The organism is Arenibacter catalasegens (assembly GCF_002909235.1).
Classification (GTDB): domain Bacteria; phylum Bacteroidota; class Bacteroidia; order Flavobacteriales; family Flavobacteriaceae; genus Arenibacter; species Arenibacter catalasegens.
The window spans coordinates 241,018-256,946 of record NZ_PHQQ01000002.1 but is presented as its reverse complement, the minus strand read 5'-3'; the positions used below and the strand labels follow the sequence as shown (position 1 = coordinate 256,946).

The window sequence follows — 15,929 nt, the reverse complement described above, 5'->3', positions numbered from 1 at the left end:
CTTATCCTTTACGATGGATATTATAAGAATTTGATAGATTAGAAATAATGAAGAAGAATTTTAAATTTGAAACGGAAGCGATACGAACCCAGACAGAACGTACCCAATTTCTAGAGCATTCCACCCCCTTGTATTTAACCTCGAGTTTTATTTTTGAGGATGCAGAGGATATGCGTGCCTCGTTTGCAGAAGAAAAGGATCGTAATATTTACTCTAGGTATAGCAATCCCAATTCCTCCGAGTTTATAGATAAGGTTTGTAAGATGGAAGGGGCTGAGGATGGTTTTGCCTTTGCGTCGGGGATGGCGGCGGTGTTTTCTACATTTGCGGCCTTGTTGGAAAGTGGAGATCATATTATTTCTGCTAGAAGTATTTTTGGGTCAACCCATAGTTTGTTTACTCAGTATTTTCCTAAATGGAATGTTTCCACGAGCTATTTTAAAATAGATGAGCTGGATAAATTGGAGGGATTATTGACCCCTAACACCAAAATAATCTATGCGGAATCGCCCACCAATCCAGGAGTGGATGTTTTGGACTTGGAAGAATTGGGTAAATTCGCCAAGAAGCATAATTTAATATATATCATAGATAATTGCTTTGCATCTCCCTATTTACAACAGCCCATTAAGTTTGGAGCCGATTTGGTAATCCATTCCGGAACCAAATTAATGGACGGACAAGGTAGGGTGTTGGCAGGGATTACCGTTGGGAGCAAAGCTCTAATAGATAAGGTGTATCGCTTTTCAAGGATTACAGGCCCTGCCCTGTCACCTTTTAATGCATGGGTACTGTCCAAAAGCTTGGAAACTCTGGCGCTAAGGGTAGATAAACATTGTGATAATGCGTTAAAATTAGCTGAATTTTTAGAAGAGCACCCGAAGATTAACTGGGTGAAATACCCCTTTTTAAAATCGCACCCTAATTATGAAATAGCTAAGAGACAGATGAAGGCTGGTGGTTGTGTTGTGGCTTTTGAGGTTAAGGGAGGGGTAGAGGCCGGACAAAAGTTCTTTAATGCCATTAAAATGTTGTCTTTGTCCGCAAACTTAGGGGATTCTAGAAGTATAGTTACCCATCCAGCGTCGACTACACATAGTAAATTATCTCTCCAGGATAGACTGGCATCTGGTATTACCGATGGTATGGTCAGGGTATCGGTAGGATTGGAGCATATAGATGATATTATTGAGGATATATCCCAAGCGCTGGAATAGTCTGTATCTTTTAAGAGCATCGCATGTTCTAAATCTGATTTTGTAAAATAAGGATGGGTCTTAGACCAATGTTAATTTTCCTTATCTTCGCTGAATGCTTTCCAAAAAGACTAAATACGGATTAAAGGCACTAACCTTTTTAGCGTCTCAAAAAGGGCGTTCACCTGTTCAGATTTCTGAAATAGCCAAGCATGAGAACATTTCTCAGAAATTTCTGGAAAGTATTCTTCTAACCTTGCGAAAAACAGGACTTCTGGGTTCCAAAAAAGGAAAGGGTGGAGGTTATTACCTTATAAAAGAACCAAAGGATATCCCCATGACTACTGTCATGAGGGTTTTGGAAGGGCCTATAGCCATGGTGCCCTGCGTGAGTTTAAACTTCTACGAAAAATGCGAGGATTGCCCAGATGAGGCCAGCTGTTCTGTGCATAAATTAATGTTGCAGGTGAGGGATAGTACTTTGGAAGTTTTTAGGAACAACACTCTTGCAGATTTGGTTCCCTGAAGTGGGGCGTACGACTTAAATTTGCTATAATTCAATGTAAATTGTGTAGTAAATACTTTATAAAGCTTTAATAATCTTCAAATTTTAATGGACTTTTTTATTAATCTACTAAATTTGTAGGGTAAGTTGAATTTTATGAAGCTTTTATCATTGTGTTTTGAAAATAATTTCTATTTTTGCTTACTCTATTAAATCGATAGGGTAATAAATTTAAGTTTTTTATCATATGATTGCTGATCAATTAATTGCAAATAATAATACAGGTACTGCAACTAAAAGCTATAAGGCTGATAAGAGAACCGAAAATCCCAAAAGGAGTATTGCTAAATCTATTAGTTGGAGAATTATTGGAACGTTGGATACCATCCTAATTTCTTGGATCGTTACAGGAACCATGACCGTTGCACTTTCTATAGGGGTCGTGGAGTTGTTTACCAAGATGTTGCTATATTTCTTCCATGAAAGGATTTGGAACAAGATTAGTTGGGGAAGGTAGAGGTAATTAAATCCAAAGAATTTAAAGAATCAGAGACAATGGCATTTACAGAGGAACAAATACATAAATTAAACCAACAGTTTAAGGGTATACCACCGGAAGAAATAATTTCTTGGGCTATTCAATATGCCGAGAATCCATTGGTGACAACAAATTTTAGGCCTTATGAAGTGGCTATTTTACATGCGGTAACGGATGTTGCCCCTAATATTCCTGTGGTTTGGTGCGATACTGGTTATAATACACCAAATACCTACAAACATGCCGAGGGGTTAATTGCAAGGCTACATTTAAATGTAAAATTATATGTTCCCAAACAAACGTCCTCACATAGGGATGCGGTAATGGGAATTCCTGGTATAGACGATCCTAAGCATCAACTTTTTACGGAACAGGTTAAATTGGAACCTTTTAGAAGAGCTATGGAAGAGCATAAGCCAGATGTTTGGTTTACAAATCTTAGACAGGGACAGACTGCTTTAAGGGATTCTTTGGATATTTTGAGTTTAAGTAGAGACGGGGTCTTAAAGGTAAGTCCGTTTTATCATTTTAACGATAGTCAATTGGATGCTTATCTCCTGGATAGGAATTTGCCCAATGAGCATAAATATTTTGACCCCACCAAGGTTTTGGAAAATCGGGAATGTGGGCTGCATACCTAAGAAAAGAATATTAACAATTGGCGAATGCTTCCTTTGGAAGAAAACCAATTAAAGACATAATTATTGTGAGCATTGTAGAATCAGGATTGGAAACAGTAGTAGACGTGAGCGAATCAAATGAATTGGAAGTATTGAATAACAATGCTTTGGAGAACGAGGCAATTTATATTTTAAGGGAAGTTGCGGCACAGTTTGAAAAACCAGTGTTGCTTTTTTCGGGTGGTAAGGATTCCATTACCTTGGTGAGATTGGCGCAGAAAGCCTTTTTTCCAGCTAAAATACCATTTCCTCTAATGCATATAGATACGGGACATAATTTTCCGGAAACCATCGCTTTTAGGGATAAGTTGGTTAAGGAGTTAGGTGTTGAATTGATTGTTCGTAACGTTCAGGATTCCATAGACCAAGGAAAAGTGGTAGAAGAAACTGGAAAATATTCCAGTAGGAATATGTTGCAGACTACTACCTTGTTGGATGCTATTGAAGAATTCAAATTTGATGCGTGTATTGGTGGAGCCAGAAGGGATGAAGAAAAGGCACGTGCCAAAGAGCGTATCTTTTCGGTTCGTGACGATTTTGGACAATGGGATGAAAAAAATCAACGTCCTGAATTGTTCGATATGTTGAACGGTCAGATCGAATTGGGTCAGAACGTAAGGGTTTTTCCTATCAGCAACTGGACGGAATTAGATGTTTGGAGTTATATCCAACAAGAGGATATAGAAATACCTTCCATCTATTTTGCGCATAAAAGAAATATCTTCCTAAGGGACGGATTTATATGGTCGGCAGAAGATGATGTGGTTTTCCGTGCTGAAGATGAAAAGGTGGAAGAGCGCATGGTGCGCTTTAGAACTGTTGGGGACATGAGCTGTACTTCGGCGGTATTATCCCATGCGGATACCATTGAAAAGGTGGTAGGTGAAATTAGGGAATCTAAGATTTCGGAAAGAGGAGCTAGGATAGATGATAAGCGATCCGAAGCCGCAATGGAGAAAAGAAAACAACAAGGATACTTTTAAAATCGGCAGTTGAGGTAGGTTGACGCTCGTAAAAATTGTCAATGGAATACTAGCCAATTACAAAACACAAAAGAAATGGAAGTACTAAAAATAGCAACAGCAGGAAGTGTAGATGACGGTAAAAGTACCTTGATCGGGAGATTGTTGTATGATACAAAGTCGCTGACAGACGATAAGTTGGAGGCCATAGAAAAGACCAGTAAGCAAAAAGGGTATGATTATCTTGATTTCTCTTTGGCAACAGATGGTTTGGTAGCAGAGAGAGAACAAGGAATTACTATAGATGTAGCCCATATTTATTTCTCCACACCCAATAAGAGTTATATCATTGCGGATACTCCTGGTCATGTGGAATATACGCGTAACATGGTTACTGGCGCTTCTACCTCACAGGCTGCCATCATTTTGATCGACGCCAGAAAAGGGGTGATAGAGCAAACGAATAGACACTTTTTCATCAATAACTTATTGAGGATAAAAGATGTTATCGTGGCCATAAATAAAATGGACTTGGTTGATTACTCAGAGGAAAGATATAATGAGATCAAAGCTGATTTTGAGGAACTGATGAGTAAGCGCGATTACCAAGATCAGAAAATCACCTTTATTCCCGTGAGTGCGCTTAAAGGCGACAATGTGGTTAACAGGTCAGAGGAAATGACGTGGTACAAGGGACAAACGTTGTTAGAGCATTTTGAGGGATTGGATAGAAAGGATATCTATAATGTTGGAACTCCTAGGTTTCCGGTTCAATATGTGATACGCCCTAAAACAGAGGAATTCCATGATTTTAGAGGATTTGCTGGAAAGGTATATGGCGGTGAACTTAGTGTTGGTGATGAAGTAGTAGTCTTGCCATCTATGACCAAATCCAAGATCAAGGATATTTATTTTTACGACAAAAAGTATAAAACAGCAACAAGACGTTCATCAGTGACTATAACATTGGAAGATGAAATCAATGTTAGTAGGGGAGATATGTTGGTCAAAGTAGGTGATTTGCCTACAATCGACAAGCAATTTACGGCTACAGTTTCATGGATGGATTCTCAAAATTTAACCGTAGGAGGAAAATACGTGGTGCAGCACGGAGTGAACAAGGTGTTGGCCAAGGTAGAGAACATTCACCATAAAATTAATCCGGATTACTCAGGTATAGATACATCTATCACTGCCTTGGGAATGAACGATATAGCACAGGTTACCTTTAGATTGAATAAGCCTATTTTTTATGATTCTTTCAAGAATCACCGTACCAATGGCTCTTTTATCCTAATAGATAATCAAAGCAATACAACAGCTGGAGTTGGGTTTATAAATTAAACCTCCTTCCATCCCCTTGGGGTATGGTGTTGTTGCCAATTTAATCTATTATCCCTATGGGCTAAAGGTTTTAAAATTAATAATCAATTTGAACAAAAAATAAAAGTAGCATGCGGACTTTCAGAACAGAAGTGGAAAACCCGGTTGTAGAACAGGATATCATAGCATTAGAAGCTAAGATCCGTGAATTTCAAGGCGGTAGTTTGGACGAGGAAAAATTCCGTAGCCTAAGGTTGGCCAGGGGAATTTATGGGCAAAGACAACCTGGTGTCCAAATGATTCGTATAAAATTGCCCTACGGGAAAGTTAGCTCTCAGCAGTTAAGAAGGATATGTGATGTTTCGGAAGAATATTCAACCGGAAGACTACATATAACTACCCGTCAGGATATACAGATCCATTATGTGGACATAAACCGTACACCGGAATTATGGGCCCAGTTGGAACAGGACGATATTACGATCAGGGAAGCTTGTGGAAATACAGTGAGGAACGTTACCGCCAGTGAAACTGCCGGAATAGATGCAAACGAACCCTTCGATGTTTCCCCCTATGCACATGCCTTGTTTCAGTATTTTTTAAGGAATCCTATAAGTCAGGAAATGGGGAGGAAGTTTAAAGTTTCCTTTTCTTCCTCTGATGAGGATACAGGTCTTTCATACATGCACGATCTTGGCTTTATAGCCAAGGTGGAGAATGGTGTAAAAGGATTTAAGGTGCTTTTGGGTGGTGGATTGGGATCACAGCCAAGACATGCAGATGAAATTTATTCTTTTCTACCTACCGACAAGATTATTCCTTTAATGGAAGGTGTAGTTCGTGTTTTTGACCGTTTTGGGGAAAGAAAAAGTAGGGCTAAGGCTAGAATGAAATTCCTTTTGAAGGATATTGGCTTGGACGGATTTAAAAAGTTGTTGGAAGAAGAGCAATTGGCAATACCTGTCCAAACTTACGAAATAGATGCGGATGCTTATCCAAAGGTAAATATTGCAGGGAATGAAGCTCCTGAAGTTACCATTAAGGATCAGAAGGCCTTTGACGTATGGAAGGCTACCAACTTGGTTCCCCAAAAGCAGCAGGGATATGTGGCTATTGGGATAAAGGTATTATTGGGTGATTTTTATGTAGAAAAAGCCAGACAATTGGCTGATCTAGTAGAAAAATATGCAGCAAGTGAAATTAGATTGAGTTTGCGTCAAAATATATTGATTCCTTATGTTAAGGAATCCTTAGTGCCCTTCTTCTATCAAGAATTGGAAAAATTAGGATTTGCCGAAGTTGGGTACAATACGGCATTGGATATTACGGCCTGTCCTGGAACGGATACCTGTAATTTGGGAATTGCCAGTAGTACTGGGATTGCTGATGAATTAGAGAGAGTAATTAAGGCAGAATACCCACATTATATCAATAATCAGGACGTGGTTATTAAGATTAGTGGATGTATGAATGCTTGTGGACAGCACAATATGGCCAATATTGGTTTTCAAGGAATGTCCGTTAGAACAAAAGGTAAATTAGTAGCTCCCGCACTTCAGGTGCTTTTGGGAGGTGGAAATTTAGGAGATGGTAACGGTCGTTTTGCAGATAAAGTTATTAAGGTACCTAGTAAAAGAGGCCCTGAAGCATTAAGGTTCATTTTAGATGATTTTGATGCCAATGGTAACGGAAAATCCTTTGTGGATTATTATGAGGAAAAAGGTCAAATGTATTTTTATGATTTCCTTAAGCCGTTGTCAGATGTGGATAACCTAGAGGCATCCGATTTTATTGATTGGGGTACTACGGAAAAATATGAACAAGCTATTGGTGTTGGAGAATGTGCCGGAGTAGTAATCGATTTAATTGCCACATTGTTGTTTGACAGTGAGGAAAAGATCGAAACGGCAAAATTGAATTTGGAAGACGAGAAATGGGCAGCCAGTATCTATCATTCCTATTCATCAATGGTGAATACGGCCAAGGCTTTATTGACTGCAGAAAATACCAAGGTAAATACTCATATCAGCATTATTAAGGATTTTGATGAGCTATTTATAGCAACTGGTAAGTTTAAATTGGATCAAGGCTTTGAGAAAATGGTACTTCAATTAAATCAGAACGCCCCAACAGAAGCCTTTGCCAAAGCATATTTAAAGGATGCTTCTGAATTTTTAGGAAATGTGGAAACATACAGAAAATTAGAATTGACAAACGTATAGTAATGATTGGTAAGGAGGATAATATTCATATTAATACCACGTCAGCTGACCTTGATTCAAAAAAGGAAGCTAATGTACTTGGGCAGCTGACCGTAGTAGGGGCTGGACCTGGCGATGTGGAATTAATAACGCTTAAGGCCATAAAGGCCTTGCAGGCGGCAGACGTGGTATTGTACGACGCCTTGGTGGATGACTCCCTATTGAATTATGCTCCTAACGCCGAACATATATTTGTTGGTAAAAGGAAAGGATGCTATGCCTATCAACAAGAGCAAATAAACGAGCTTATTGTGAGTAGGGCCAAAACATCCGGACATGTAGTAAGATTAAAAGGAGGAGATCCATTTGTTTTTGGTAGAGGAGCGGAAGAAATGGAATTTGCGGCCAGTAAAGGCCTTAAGGTAACCATGGTTCCCGGAATTTCATCATCAGTTGCAGTACCTGCTTCCCAAAACATTCCTGTAACCAAGAGAGGTGCCTCCGAAAGTTTTTGGGTAATTACAGGAACTACAAAAAATCATAAACTATCCACCGATGTTGCCTTGGCAGCCAAATCTAATGCTACAATAGTAATACTGATGGGTATGAGCAAGCTTGCAGAGATTGTTGAGCTGTTTAAGAAGGAGGGGAAATCCGATATGCCGATTGCCATTATTCAAAATGGCACACGCCAAGATGAAAAGGTAGGAGTAGGAACAATAGCTTCTATTGAAGCACTGGTAGTTAAAGACCAATTGAGCAACCCGGCCATTATTATTATTGGTGAGGTGGTCAATCATAGGAATACCCTATTAAATTATACCGAAATATTAAATAGCCACGAAGTGGCGCAGTAAATAATAGTAGAGACATTCAACTAAGTAGGCTTAAGCCTAAATAGGTGTCATAATTAATTAGGAATTAATCAAAGTAGTATGATAAAGACAGATATACTTATAATTGGGGCAGGTCCAACAGGGTTGTTCACGGTTTTTGAAGCGGGATTGTTGAAATTGAAGACGCATCTTATAGATGCATTGCCTCAACCAGGAGGACAATGTTCTGAAATTTATCCTAAAAAACCTATTTATGATATTCCAGCATTTCCGGAAATTCTTGCCGGTGATTTGGTTAAAAATTTGATGCAGCAAATTCAACCTTTTGAACCTGGGTTTACCTTGGGTGAAAGAGCTCAGACCTTGGATAAATTGGATGATGGTTCTTTTGTGGTTACCACAAATAAAGGGACAAAACATCAGGCTCCAGTGGTAGTTATTGCCGGTGGATTAGGGTCTTTTGAACCTAGAAAACCTTTGATTCCCAATTTGGTAGATTTTGAGGATAAGGGTGTAGCGTATATTATAAAAGATCCTGAGGTGTATAGGAATAAAAAAGTGGTTATCTCTGGAGGAGGTGATTCTGCCTTGGATTGGGCAATATTTCTAACCGATGTGGCTGCTGAAGTATCTTTGGTGCACAGGAGAAATGAATTTAGAGGAGCTTTGGATTCTGTAGAAAAAGCCGCTGAACTGGCCAAGCAGGGTAAGATAAAATTATTTACTGAAGCAGAAGTAATCAAACTATACGGAGACGATAATTTGGAAGCCGTAGTGGTAAAACACAATGATGAGTCCAAAGGCGAAAGCTATGTAGAGGTGGACAATTTTATTCCACTATTCGGACTTTCCCCAAAATTAGGGCCTATCGGCGATTGGGGACTTGAAATAGAAAAAAATGCGATCAAGGTGAACAACGCCTACGATTATCAGACCAATATTCCAGGAGTTTACGCTATTGGGGATGTAAATACTTACCCAGGAAAACTTAAATTAATATTGTCTGGTTTCCATGAAGCCGCCGTTATGTGTCAGAGTGCTTACCAGTTGATCAATCCTGGAAAGCGTTATGTAATGAAATATACCACTGTTGGTGGGGTAGAAGGATTTGACGGCAGCAAGAAGGAGGCTAAAAAAGAAGTAGTTCAAAGTATATTGGCGTAATAGCCATATAAACCTGTCAGGCTTTACGACCTGACAGGTTTAAATATTAAATGATTTTCCTGAATTCTATTTTTTGGGAGTTTCAAAAAAAAGTAGCGATTCCTTGCTTTTAAGGGCACTGTTGCGTTACTTTGCAACCCGTTCATTAATACATTGAAACGTTATCAAGAAAGGCGGAGGGACTAGACCCGTTGAAGCCTTAGCAACCCTTTTTTCTTTTTCGATACCTATCGTGAAGAATAAAGAAGGTGCTACATTCTAATCCTGTTTTTATTCTGTTTGTTTAGAATTTTAAACTGGAATAGATAACATAAAGAAAGACGCTGGTCTAAAACTTTTCCTTACTTGATTTTATTTATTTTTTTGATACCGATAACTGTGGTATAATCCATTGTTTTAGGGTGTTAATTATTTAATTTTGTGTTTCCCAAGTAATTTGGGGTAACGTAATAATAGCATTATGGTTTGCCCCATGTGGGGACAAACATTTTTGAAAAGTAATATGAAGAATATTCAAGACGTACTTAAAGAAAGAATTTTGGTGTTGGATGGAGCTATGGGCACCATGCTACAACGACATAAATATACGGAAGAAGATTTTAGGGGAGAGCGATTTAAGGATTGGGAACACCCCTTACAAGGAAATAACGATCTTTTGTCCCTCACTCAGCCTGAGGCTATCGCTGAGGTACACCGTCTGTATTTTGCAGCCGGTGCAGATATTGTTGAGACAAATACTTTTTCCAGTACTACTATAGCCATGGCAGACTATCATATGGAAACCTTGGTTTATGAATTAAATTATGAATCGGCCAAAATAGCCAAGGCCGTAGCGGATGAGTTTACCGCGAGGGAACCTAATAAGCCACGATTCGTTGCAGGGAGTATTGGACCTACCAATAAAACCGCCAGTATGTCGCCGGACGTGAATGATCCCGGCTTTAGAGGGGTGTCTTTTGATGAACTGCGTATAGCGTACAAGCAACAGGTAGAAGCGCTTTTGGATGGAGGGGCAGATATTTTATTGGTTGAGACCGTTTTTGATACCTTAAATGCGAAGGCGGCTTTATTTGCTATTGAAGAGGTAAAGGAAGAAAGAAAGATAGACGTGCCTATTATGATCAGTGGGACAATAACCGATGCTTCTGGTAGAACCCTTTCTGGACAAACGGCGGAAGCATTCTTAATATCCATAAGCCATATTCCCATTTTGTCCGTAGGATTCAATTGTGCCCTGGGAGCTAGTCAGTTGGTACCCCATTTGGAGGTGTTATCTGCGAAGACGGAGCATGCGGTTTCAGCCCACCCAAATGCGGGATTGCCAAATGCCTTTGGAGAATACGATGAAACACCAGAGGAGATGGCAATGCAGATCAAGGAGTATGCCGAAAAGAACTTGGTTAATATTGTTGGGGGATGTTGTGGGACCACTCCCGAACATATAAAGGCGATGGCAGATATTGTTAAGAACTATTCCCCTAGAACCCTTAATACCTTAGAAGCGCATAAAGTATGATACCTTCTAGGCAAATTGTTCTTGAAGCAGGAAAACGGGTTGCACCATATGTTCATAGAACACCAGTGCTCACCTCCCGTTTGTTGAACGAATTGGCAGGGGCTGAAGTTTTCTTTAAATGTGAGAATCTTCAAAAAATGGGTGCTTTTAAAATGCGGGGTGCTATAAATGCCATCCAGCAGTTAAGTGAGGAGCAGAAAAAGGCAGGGGTCGTAACCCATTCCTCCGGAAATTTTGGTCAGGCTTTGGCCTTGGCAGCAAAGAATTTGGGAGTGAATGCCTATATAGTAATGCCGTCCAGTGCACCAACGGTAAAGATTGAAGCAGTTAGGGCATATGGAGGTTTGGTTACTATTACGGAACCTACTTTGGAGGCGAGGGAAAAAACGGCAGCAGCAATAGTACTGGAAAAGGGAGCTGTTTTTTTACACCCTTCCAATGACCTTAATGTAATATTAGGTCAAGGTACTGCAGCTTTGGAATTCCTGGAGGATCAATCTGATTTGGAGTATATTATGGCGCCTGTTGGAGGTGGCGGACTCATAGCGGGCACGGCATTGGCAGCCCACTATTTTGGAACTAATTGCAGGGTCGTTGGTGGTGAGCCAATGCAAGTGGATGACGCCTTTAGGGCCTTGAAAAGCGGTAAAATAGAGTATAATACGTCGGTAGATACAGTCGCGGACGGACTAAAGACAAACTTGGGGGACAAGAATTTCCCCATTATTGTCGCATTGGTTTCTGAAATTATTAGAGTGGAGGAGGAGGAGATTATCAGTGCCATGAGGTTAATTTGGGAGCGGCTTAAATTGGTGATAGAACCATCAAGTGCTGTACCTTTTGCGGCTTTATTAAAGGAAAAAGAAAAGTTTAAGAATAAAAAAATAGGGATCATCCTCTCGGGAGGTAATGTGGAGCTATCAAATTTGCCATTTTAAGGATACGCATTGTATTTTTAATATTGAGGTCAATACATAAATAATGAGCAATACTAAGGATAAGGAAGAACATAGTACAAAACGGTTTTTAAAACTTTCCGGTTTGGAACCTTTGGTGATAACCCCAGAAAGTAATTTCGTAAATGTGGGGGAACGTACCAATGTGGCAGGTTCCAAAAAATTCTTGAGATTGATCAAGGAAGAGAAGTTTGAGGAGGCTTTGGATATTGCCCGCGAACAAGTAGAGGGAGGGGCTCAGATCATTGATGTTAATATGGATGATGGGCTTATTGATGGGAAGGAGGTTATGGTAAAGTTCCTGAACCTTATTGTGGCCGAACCGGATATTGCCCGGGTTCCTATTATGATCGATAGCTCTAAATGGGAAATTATAGAGGCCGGTCTGCAGGTTGTTCAAGGAAAATGCATAGTTAATTCCATAAGTCTCAAGGAAGGTGAGAAAGAGTTTATACATCATGCCAAATTAATTAGACGTTATGGCGCTGCTGTCATTGTTATGGCCTTTGATGAGGTAGGGCAGGCGGATAATTACGAAAGGCGATTGGAAATAACCCAACGCTCCTATGATATTTTGGTGGATAAAGTAGGGTTCCCACCCGAGGATATTATTTTCGATTTAAACATCTTTCCTGTTGCCACAGGGATGGACGAACATAAATTAAATGCGCTCGACTTTATAAAGGCCACGGCTTGGGTAAAGGAAAATCTGCCTTATTGTAGTGTAAGTGGAGGGGTAAGCAATGTGTCCTTTAGTTTCAGGGGCAATAATCCGGTACGTGAGGCCATGCATTCTGCATTTCTTTATCACGCTATTAAGGCGGGTATGAATATTGGCATTGTAAACCCCAGTATGTTGGAAGTGTATGATGATATTCCAAAGGACCTTTTAGAGCGGGTAGAGGACGTAATCCTTAACCGAAGAGAAGATGCAACGGAGCGCTTATTGGAATTTGCAGAAACCGTAATCGGCAAGGAGAAGGAAAATAAGGTAGATCTTTCTTGGAGGGAAGAGCCTTTGCAAAATAGGATTACCCGGGCCTTGGTCAAGGGAATCGATCAATATGTGGTAGAGGATGTTGAAGCTGCCCGTTTAAGTGTGAAAGCCCCTATAGAGGTGATCGAAGGACATTTAATGACCGGAATGAATGTGGTGGGAGATCTTTTTCAAAGTGGTAAGATGTTCTTGCCCCAAGTGGTAAAATCGGCCAGGGTAATGAAAAAAGCAGTGGCTTATCTGTTACCGTTTATTGAAGAGGAGAAGCTTAAAAATCCGCAGCCGGAAGGAAGCAGCTCGTCTGCCGGAAAAATTCTTATGGCAACAGTGAAAGGGGATGTGCACGATATTGGAAAAAATATTGTTAGTGTGGTCCTTGCCTGTAACAATTATGAGATTGTAGATTTGGGGGTAATGGTACCCCCAGAGAAGATAATTAATGCGGCGAAGGAACAAAAAGTGGATATTATAGGTCTGAGCGGACTTATTACCCCTTCCTTGGATGAAATGGTCTTTCTGGCCAAGGAAATGGAAAGGCAAAATTTTACGGTGCCATTGCTCATAGGTGGTGCTACCACCAGTAAGGCACATACCGCCGTTAAGATAGATCCACAGTACAAAAGTGCCGTGGTACATGTAAATGATGCTTCCAGGGCAGTAACCGTGGTGGGCGACCTTTTAAAAAAGGAGGCTTCCCAAAAGTATAAGGAGGGCATTAAATTAGACTATGCCGATTTTAGACAAAAATTCCTGAACAGAGGAAAACATAAAGAATATCTGACACTAGAGGCAGCTCGGAAAAATAAATATAAATTAGATTGGTCAAAGGCGGAAATTGTAACCCCAAAGTCCTTGGGAATTCAAATGATCGAGGATTTTGATTTTCGGGAATTGGTGCCGTATATAGATTGGTCCCCCTTCTTTAGAAGTTGGGAACTGCATGGCAAGTACCCAGATATTTTGGAAGATAAGATAGTAGGGCAACAGGCGACGGAACTTTTTGACGATGCCAAGGCAATGCTAAAGAAAATTTTAGATGGTAAGCTTTTCCAAGCAAAAGCCATATTTGGGTTGTTTCCTGCCAATATGGTCAACGATGATGATATTTTGCTGACCCACAATGGGGAAGAATTTACCTTTAGGACTTTAAGACAACAGGCCAAAAAATATGTGGGGAAACCTAATTTTGCTTTGTCCGATTTTATTGCTCCCAAAGAAAGCGGCTTACAGGATTATATAGGTTGTTTTTGTGTTTCAACTGGGTTTGGGACAGATGAATTGGCAGACGAATACCGTAAAAACCTGGACGATTATAACAGTATTATGGTCAAGGCCCTGGCAGACCGTTTTGCTGAGGCCTTTGCGGAATATTTGCACAGGGAAGTACGGATTAAGCATTGGGGATATGCGACTGATGAAGGGCTTAGCAATGAAGATCTGATCAAGGAATCCTATATGGGAATAAGACCTGCGCCTGGTTATCCCGCCTGTCCGGACCATTTGGAAAAGTTGACACTTTGGGAATTATTAGGGGTCAAGGAAAAGATCGGGGTAGAATTGACAGAGAGCTTGGCCATGTGGCCGGCAGCCAGCGTCAGTGGATATTATTTTGGAAATGAAGAGGCCCGGTATTTTGGAGTAGGTAAAATAAAGGAAGACCAGGTAGCCGATTTTGCAGCACGTAAAGGGATTTCCTTGGAGGAGGCCACCAGGTGGTTGGCGCCCAATATTGCAGATGATTAGCGACCTGCAAGGTTGTTGAATGTACCTGCAAGGTTTTTAAAACCTTGTAGGTCTCTAGATCTCTAGGTCATGTTGCAAGTCTCGCAAGAAAATGTGAACTTAAGTTGAAGTTGAACTTCAGTTAGCATTAGAAGGGAAATACTTTGCAGCAGGGATAGGAACGATATCTTTTTTATGTCTTTAGACATGAAAAAATTAAGTGGATAGCCCGGTCCCAAACCGATGGCAAGGAGTGTTTGGGAGCTGCCATATTAGAATATGAAAAGTACAGTTGTGCAGGGAATTAAATATAACAATATACATTAGGTCCTTTTCTTTAGGGAAAGGTAAGAGGAGTAATTATGAAAGTAACGGAACACATAAATAAAGCTGAAGGGAAGACCTTGTTCTCCTTTGAAATTATACCACCTGTTAAAGGAAGGAGCATTCAGGAATTATATGACAATATAGATCCCTTAATGGAATTTAAACCACCCTTCATTGATGTTACTACCTCTAGGGAAGAATATGTGTACATAGATAAGGATGGCTTGTTGGACAAAAAGTTGACGCGTATGAGACCGGGAACGGTTGGTATATGTGCCTCCATTCAACATAAATACGGAGTTGATACCGTTCCTCATGTGTTATGCGGTGGATTTACAAAGGAAGAAACAGAGTACGTTCTTGTGGATTGTCATTATTTGGGAATCGAGAATGTGATGGCACTACGCGGAGATGCCAGGAAGGAGGAGCAGTATTTTAATCCTACAATAGGAGGACATCCATATGCCACAGACTTGGTTAAGCAAATTTACGCCCTTAGTCAGGGTAATTATTTACACGATTCGGTAGAAAAGGTTAATTGCGCCGATTTTTGTATTGGGGTTGCAGGTTATCCAGAAAAGCATTTGGAAGCACCTTCCTTAATGACTGATTTAAAACGATTAAAAGAAAAGGTGGATGCTGGGGCCGATTATGTGGTGACACAAATGTTTTTTGATAATCAGAAATATTTTGAATTTGTAAAAGCAGCCAAGGATATGGGCATCAATGTTCCTATCATTCCAGGTATTAAGCCCATTGCCGTAAAACGACATTTACAATTATTGCCTCAGGTTTTTAAGATCGACTTGCCACAGGATTTAATAGAAGCTGTGGAAGGCTGTTCTACCAATGCAGATGTGCGACAAGTAGGTATTGAGTGGGCAATACAACAATCCAAGGAACTGAAAGCAGCAGGTGTTCCGGTGTTGCACTACTATTCCATGGGGAAATCTGATAATATTGAGGCCATTGCCAAACAGTTGTTTTAGGTATTACTTTCAGTAAC

At 40.2% G+C, this 15,929-nt stretch carries 13 protein-coding genes and 1 riboswitch; all 13 genes read left to right on the top strand.

From position 1 onward, the window contains the following. Nucleotides 1-47 precede the first annotated feature (47 nt). The 13 genes from CWD90_RS03015 to metF all read left to right on the top strand — a co-directional run bounded on the left by CWD90_RS03015 (nt 48) and on the right by metF (nt 15,912). Nucleotides 48-1,217, top strand: a complete 1,170-nt coding sequence (locus CWD90_RS03015; RefSeq protein ID WP_103474442.1) for a trans-sulfuration enzyme family protein — start codon at nt 48-50, stop codon at nt 1,215-1,217. Between the two features lie 94 nt (nt 1,218-1,311). After that, nucleotides 1,312-1,722: an RrF2 family transcriptional regulator gene (locus CWD90_RS03010; protein WP_103474441.1), complete on the top strand. Its 411-nt coding sequence runs from the start codon at nt 1,312-1,314 to the stop codon at nt 1,720-1,722. A gap of 226 nt (nt 1,723-1,948) precedes the next feature. After that, a complete protein-coding gene (locus tag CWD90_RS03005) occupies nt 1,949-2,218 on the top strand; it encodes a DUF2061 domain-containing protein (RefSeq protein ID WP_103474440.1) in 270 nt (89 codons plus the stop codon). Nucleotides 2,219-2,256: 38 nt separating this feature from the next. Continuing rightward, on the top strand, nt 2,257-2,880 hold the full coding sequence (locus CWD90_RS03000; RefSeq protein WP_103474581.1) for a phosphoadenosine phosphosulfate reductase domain-containing protein: 624 nt from the start codon (nt 2,257-2,259) through the stop codon (nt 2,878-2,880). A gap of 122 nt (nt 2,881-3,002) precedes the next feature. Further along, nucleotides 3,003-3,902: a sulfate adenylyltransferase subunit CysD gene (gene cysD / locus CWD90_RS02995; RefSeq protein ID WP_103474580.1), complete on the top strand. Its 900-nt coding sequence runs from the start codon at nt 3,003-3,005 to the stop codon at nt 3,900-3,902. A 75-nt stretch (nt 3,903-3,977) separates the two neighbouring features. Further along, complete coding sequence (locus CWD90_RS02990) at nt 3,978-5,225, top strand: sulfate adenylyltransferase subunit 1 (RefSeq protein ID WP_103474439.1); 1,248 nt, start codon at nt 3,978-3,980, stop codon at nt 5,223-5,225. A 110-nt stretch (nt 5,226-5,335) separates the two neighbouring features. Then, a complete protein-coding gene (locus CWD90_RS02985) occupies nt 5,336-7,426 on the top strand; it encodes a HEPN domain-containing protein (RefSeq protein ID WP_103474438.1) in 2,091 nt (696 codons plus the stop codon). Between the two features lie 2 nt (nt 7,427-7,428). Beyond that, entirely contained in the window at nt 7,429-8,262 is an 834-nt protein-coding gene (cobA, locus tag CWD90_RS02980; RefSeq protein WP_103474437.1) for a uroporphyrinogen-III C-methyltransferase, read from the top strand. 78 nt (nt 8,263-8,340) lie between these two features. Further along, nucleotides 8,341-9,405 (top strand): NAD(P)/FAD-dependent oxidoreductase, encoded by a 1,065-nt coding sequence (locus CWD90_RS02975; RefSeq protein ID WP_103474436.1) that lies wholly within the window; start codon nt 8,341-8,343, stop codon nt 9,403-9,405. Between the two features lie 158 nt (nt 9,406-9,563). Further along, nucleotides 9,564-9,717, top strand: a riboswitch (SAM riboswitch). Between the two features lie 190 nt (nt 9,718-9,907). After that, nucleotides 9,908-10,921 (top strand): homocysteine S-methyltransferase family protein, encoded by a 1,014-nt coding sequence (locus CWD90_RS02970; RefSeq protein ID WP_103474579.1) that lies wholly within the window; start codon nt 9,908-9,910, stop codon nt 10,919-10,921. Then, nucleotides 10,918-11,859: a pyridoxal-phosphate dependent enzyme gene (locus CWD90_RS02965; protein ID WP_103474435.1), complete on the top strand. Its 942-nt coding sequence runs from the start codon at nt 10,918-10,920 to the stop codon at nt 11,857-11,859. The genes CWD90_RS02970 and CWD90_RS02965 overlap by 4 nt, the downstream gene beginning before the upstream one ends. 43 nt (nt 11,860-11,902) lie before the next feature. Further along, the gene (gene metH, locus CWD90_RS02960; RefSeq protein WP_103474434.1) at nt 11,903-14,617 is read left to right on the top strand and encodes a methionine synthase; all 2,715 of its coding nucleotides are present in this window, start codon (nt 11,903-11,905) and stop codon (nt 14,615-14,617) included. 341 nt (nt 14,618-14,958) lie between these two features. Continuing rightward, complete coding sequence (gene metF, locus CWD90_RS02955; RefSeq protein WP_103474433.1) at nt 14,959-15,912, top strand: methylenetetrahydrofolate reductase [NAD(P)H]; 954 nt, start codon at nt 14,959-14,961, stop codon at nt 15,910-15,912. Nucleotides 15,913-15,929 lie beyond the last annotated feature (17 nt).

Bases quoted from the DNA above. Each gene is read 5' to 3' on its own strand.
- CWD90_RS03015 (WP_103474442.1), top strand. From the start codon at position 48: ATGAAGAAGAATTTTAAATTTGAAACGGAAGCGATACGAACCCAGACA.
- CWD90_RS03010 (WP_103474441.1), top strand. From the start codon at position 1,312: ATGCTTTCCAAAAAGACTAAATACGGATTAAAGGCACTAACCTTTTTA.
- CWD90_RS03005 (WP_103474440.1), top strand. From the start codon at position 1,949: ATGATTGCTGATCAATTAATTGCAAATAATAATACAGGTACTGCAACT.
- CWD90_RS03000 (WP_103474581.1), top strand. From the start codon at position 2,257: ATGGCATTTACAGAGGAACAAATACATAAATTAAACCAACAGTTTAAG.
- CWD90_RS02990 (WP_103474439.1), top strand. From the start codon at position 3,978: ATGGAAGTACTAAAAATAGCAACAGCAGGAAGTGTAGATGACGGTAAA.
- CWD90_RS02985 (WP_103474438.1), top strand. From the start codon at position 5,336: ATGCGGACTTTCAGAACAGAAGTGGAAAACCCGGTTGTAGAACAGGAT.
- cobA (WP_103474437.1), top strand. From the start codon at position 7,429: ATGATTGGTAAGGAGGATAATATTCATATTAATACCACGTCAGCTGAC.
- CWD90_RS02975 (WP_103474436.1), top strand. From the start codon at position 8,341: ATGATAAAGACAGATATACTTATAATTGGGGCAGGTCCAACAGGGTTG.
- CWD90_RS02970 (WP_103474579.1), top strand. From the start codon at position 9,908: ATGAAGAATATTCAAGACGTACTTAAAGAAAGAATTTTGGTGTTGGAT.
- CWD90_RS02965 (WP_103474435.1), top strand. From the start codon at position 10,918: ATGATACCTTCTAGGCAAATTGTTCTTGAAGCAGGAAAACGGGTTGCA.
- metH (WP_103474434.1), top strand. From the start codon at position 11,903: ATGAGCAATACTAAGGATAAGGAAGAACATAGTACAAAACGGTTTTTA.
- metF (WP_103474433.1), top strand. From the start codon at position 14,959: ATGAAAGTAACGGAACACATAAATAAAGCTGAAGGGAAGACCTTGTTC.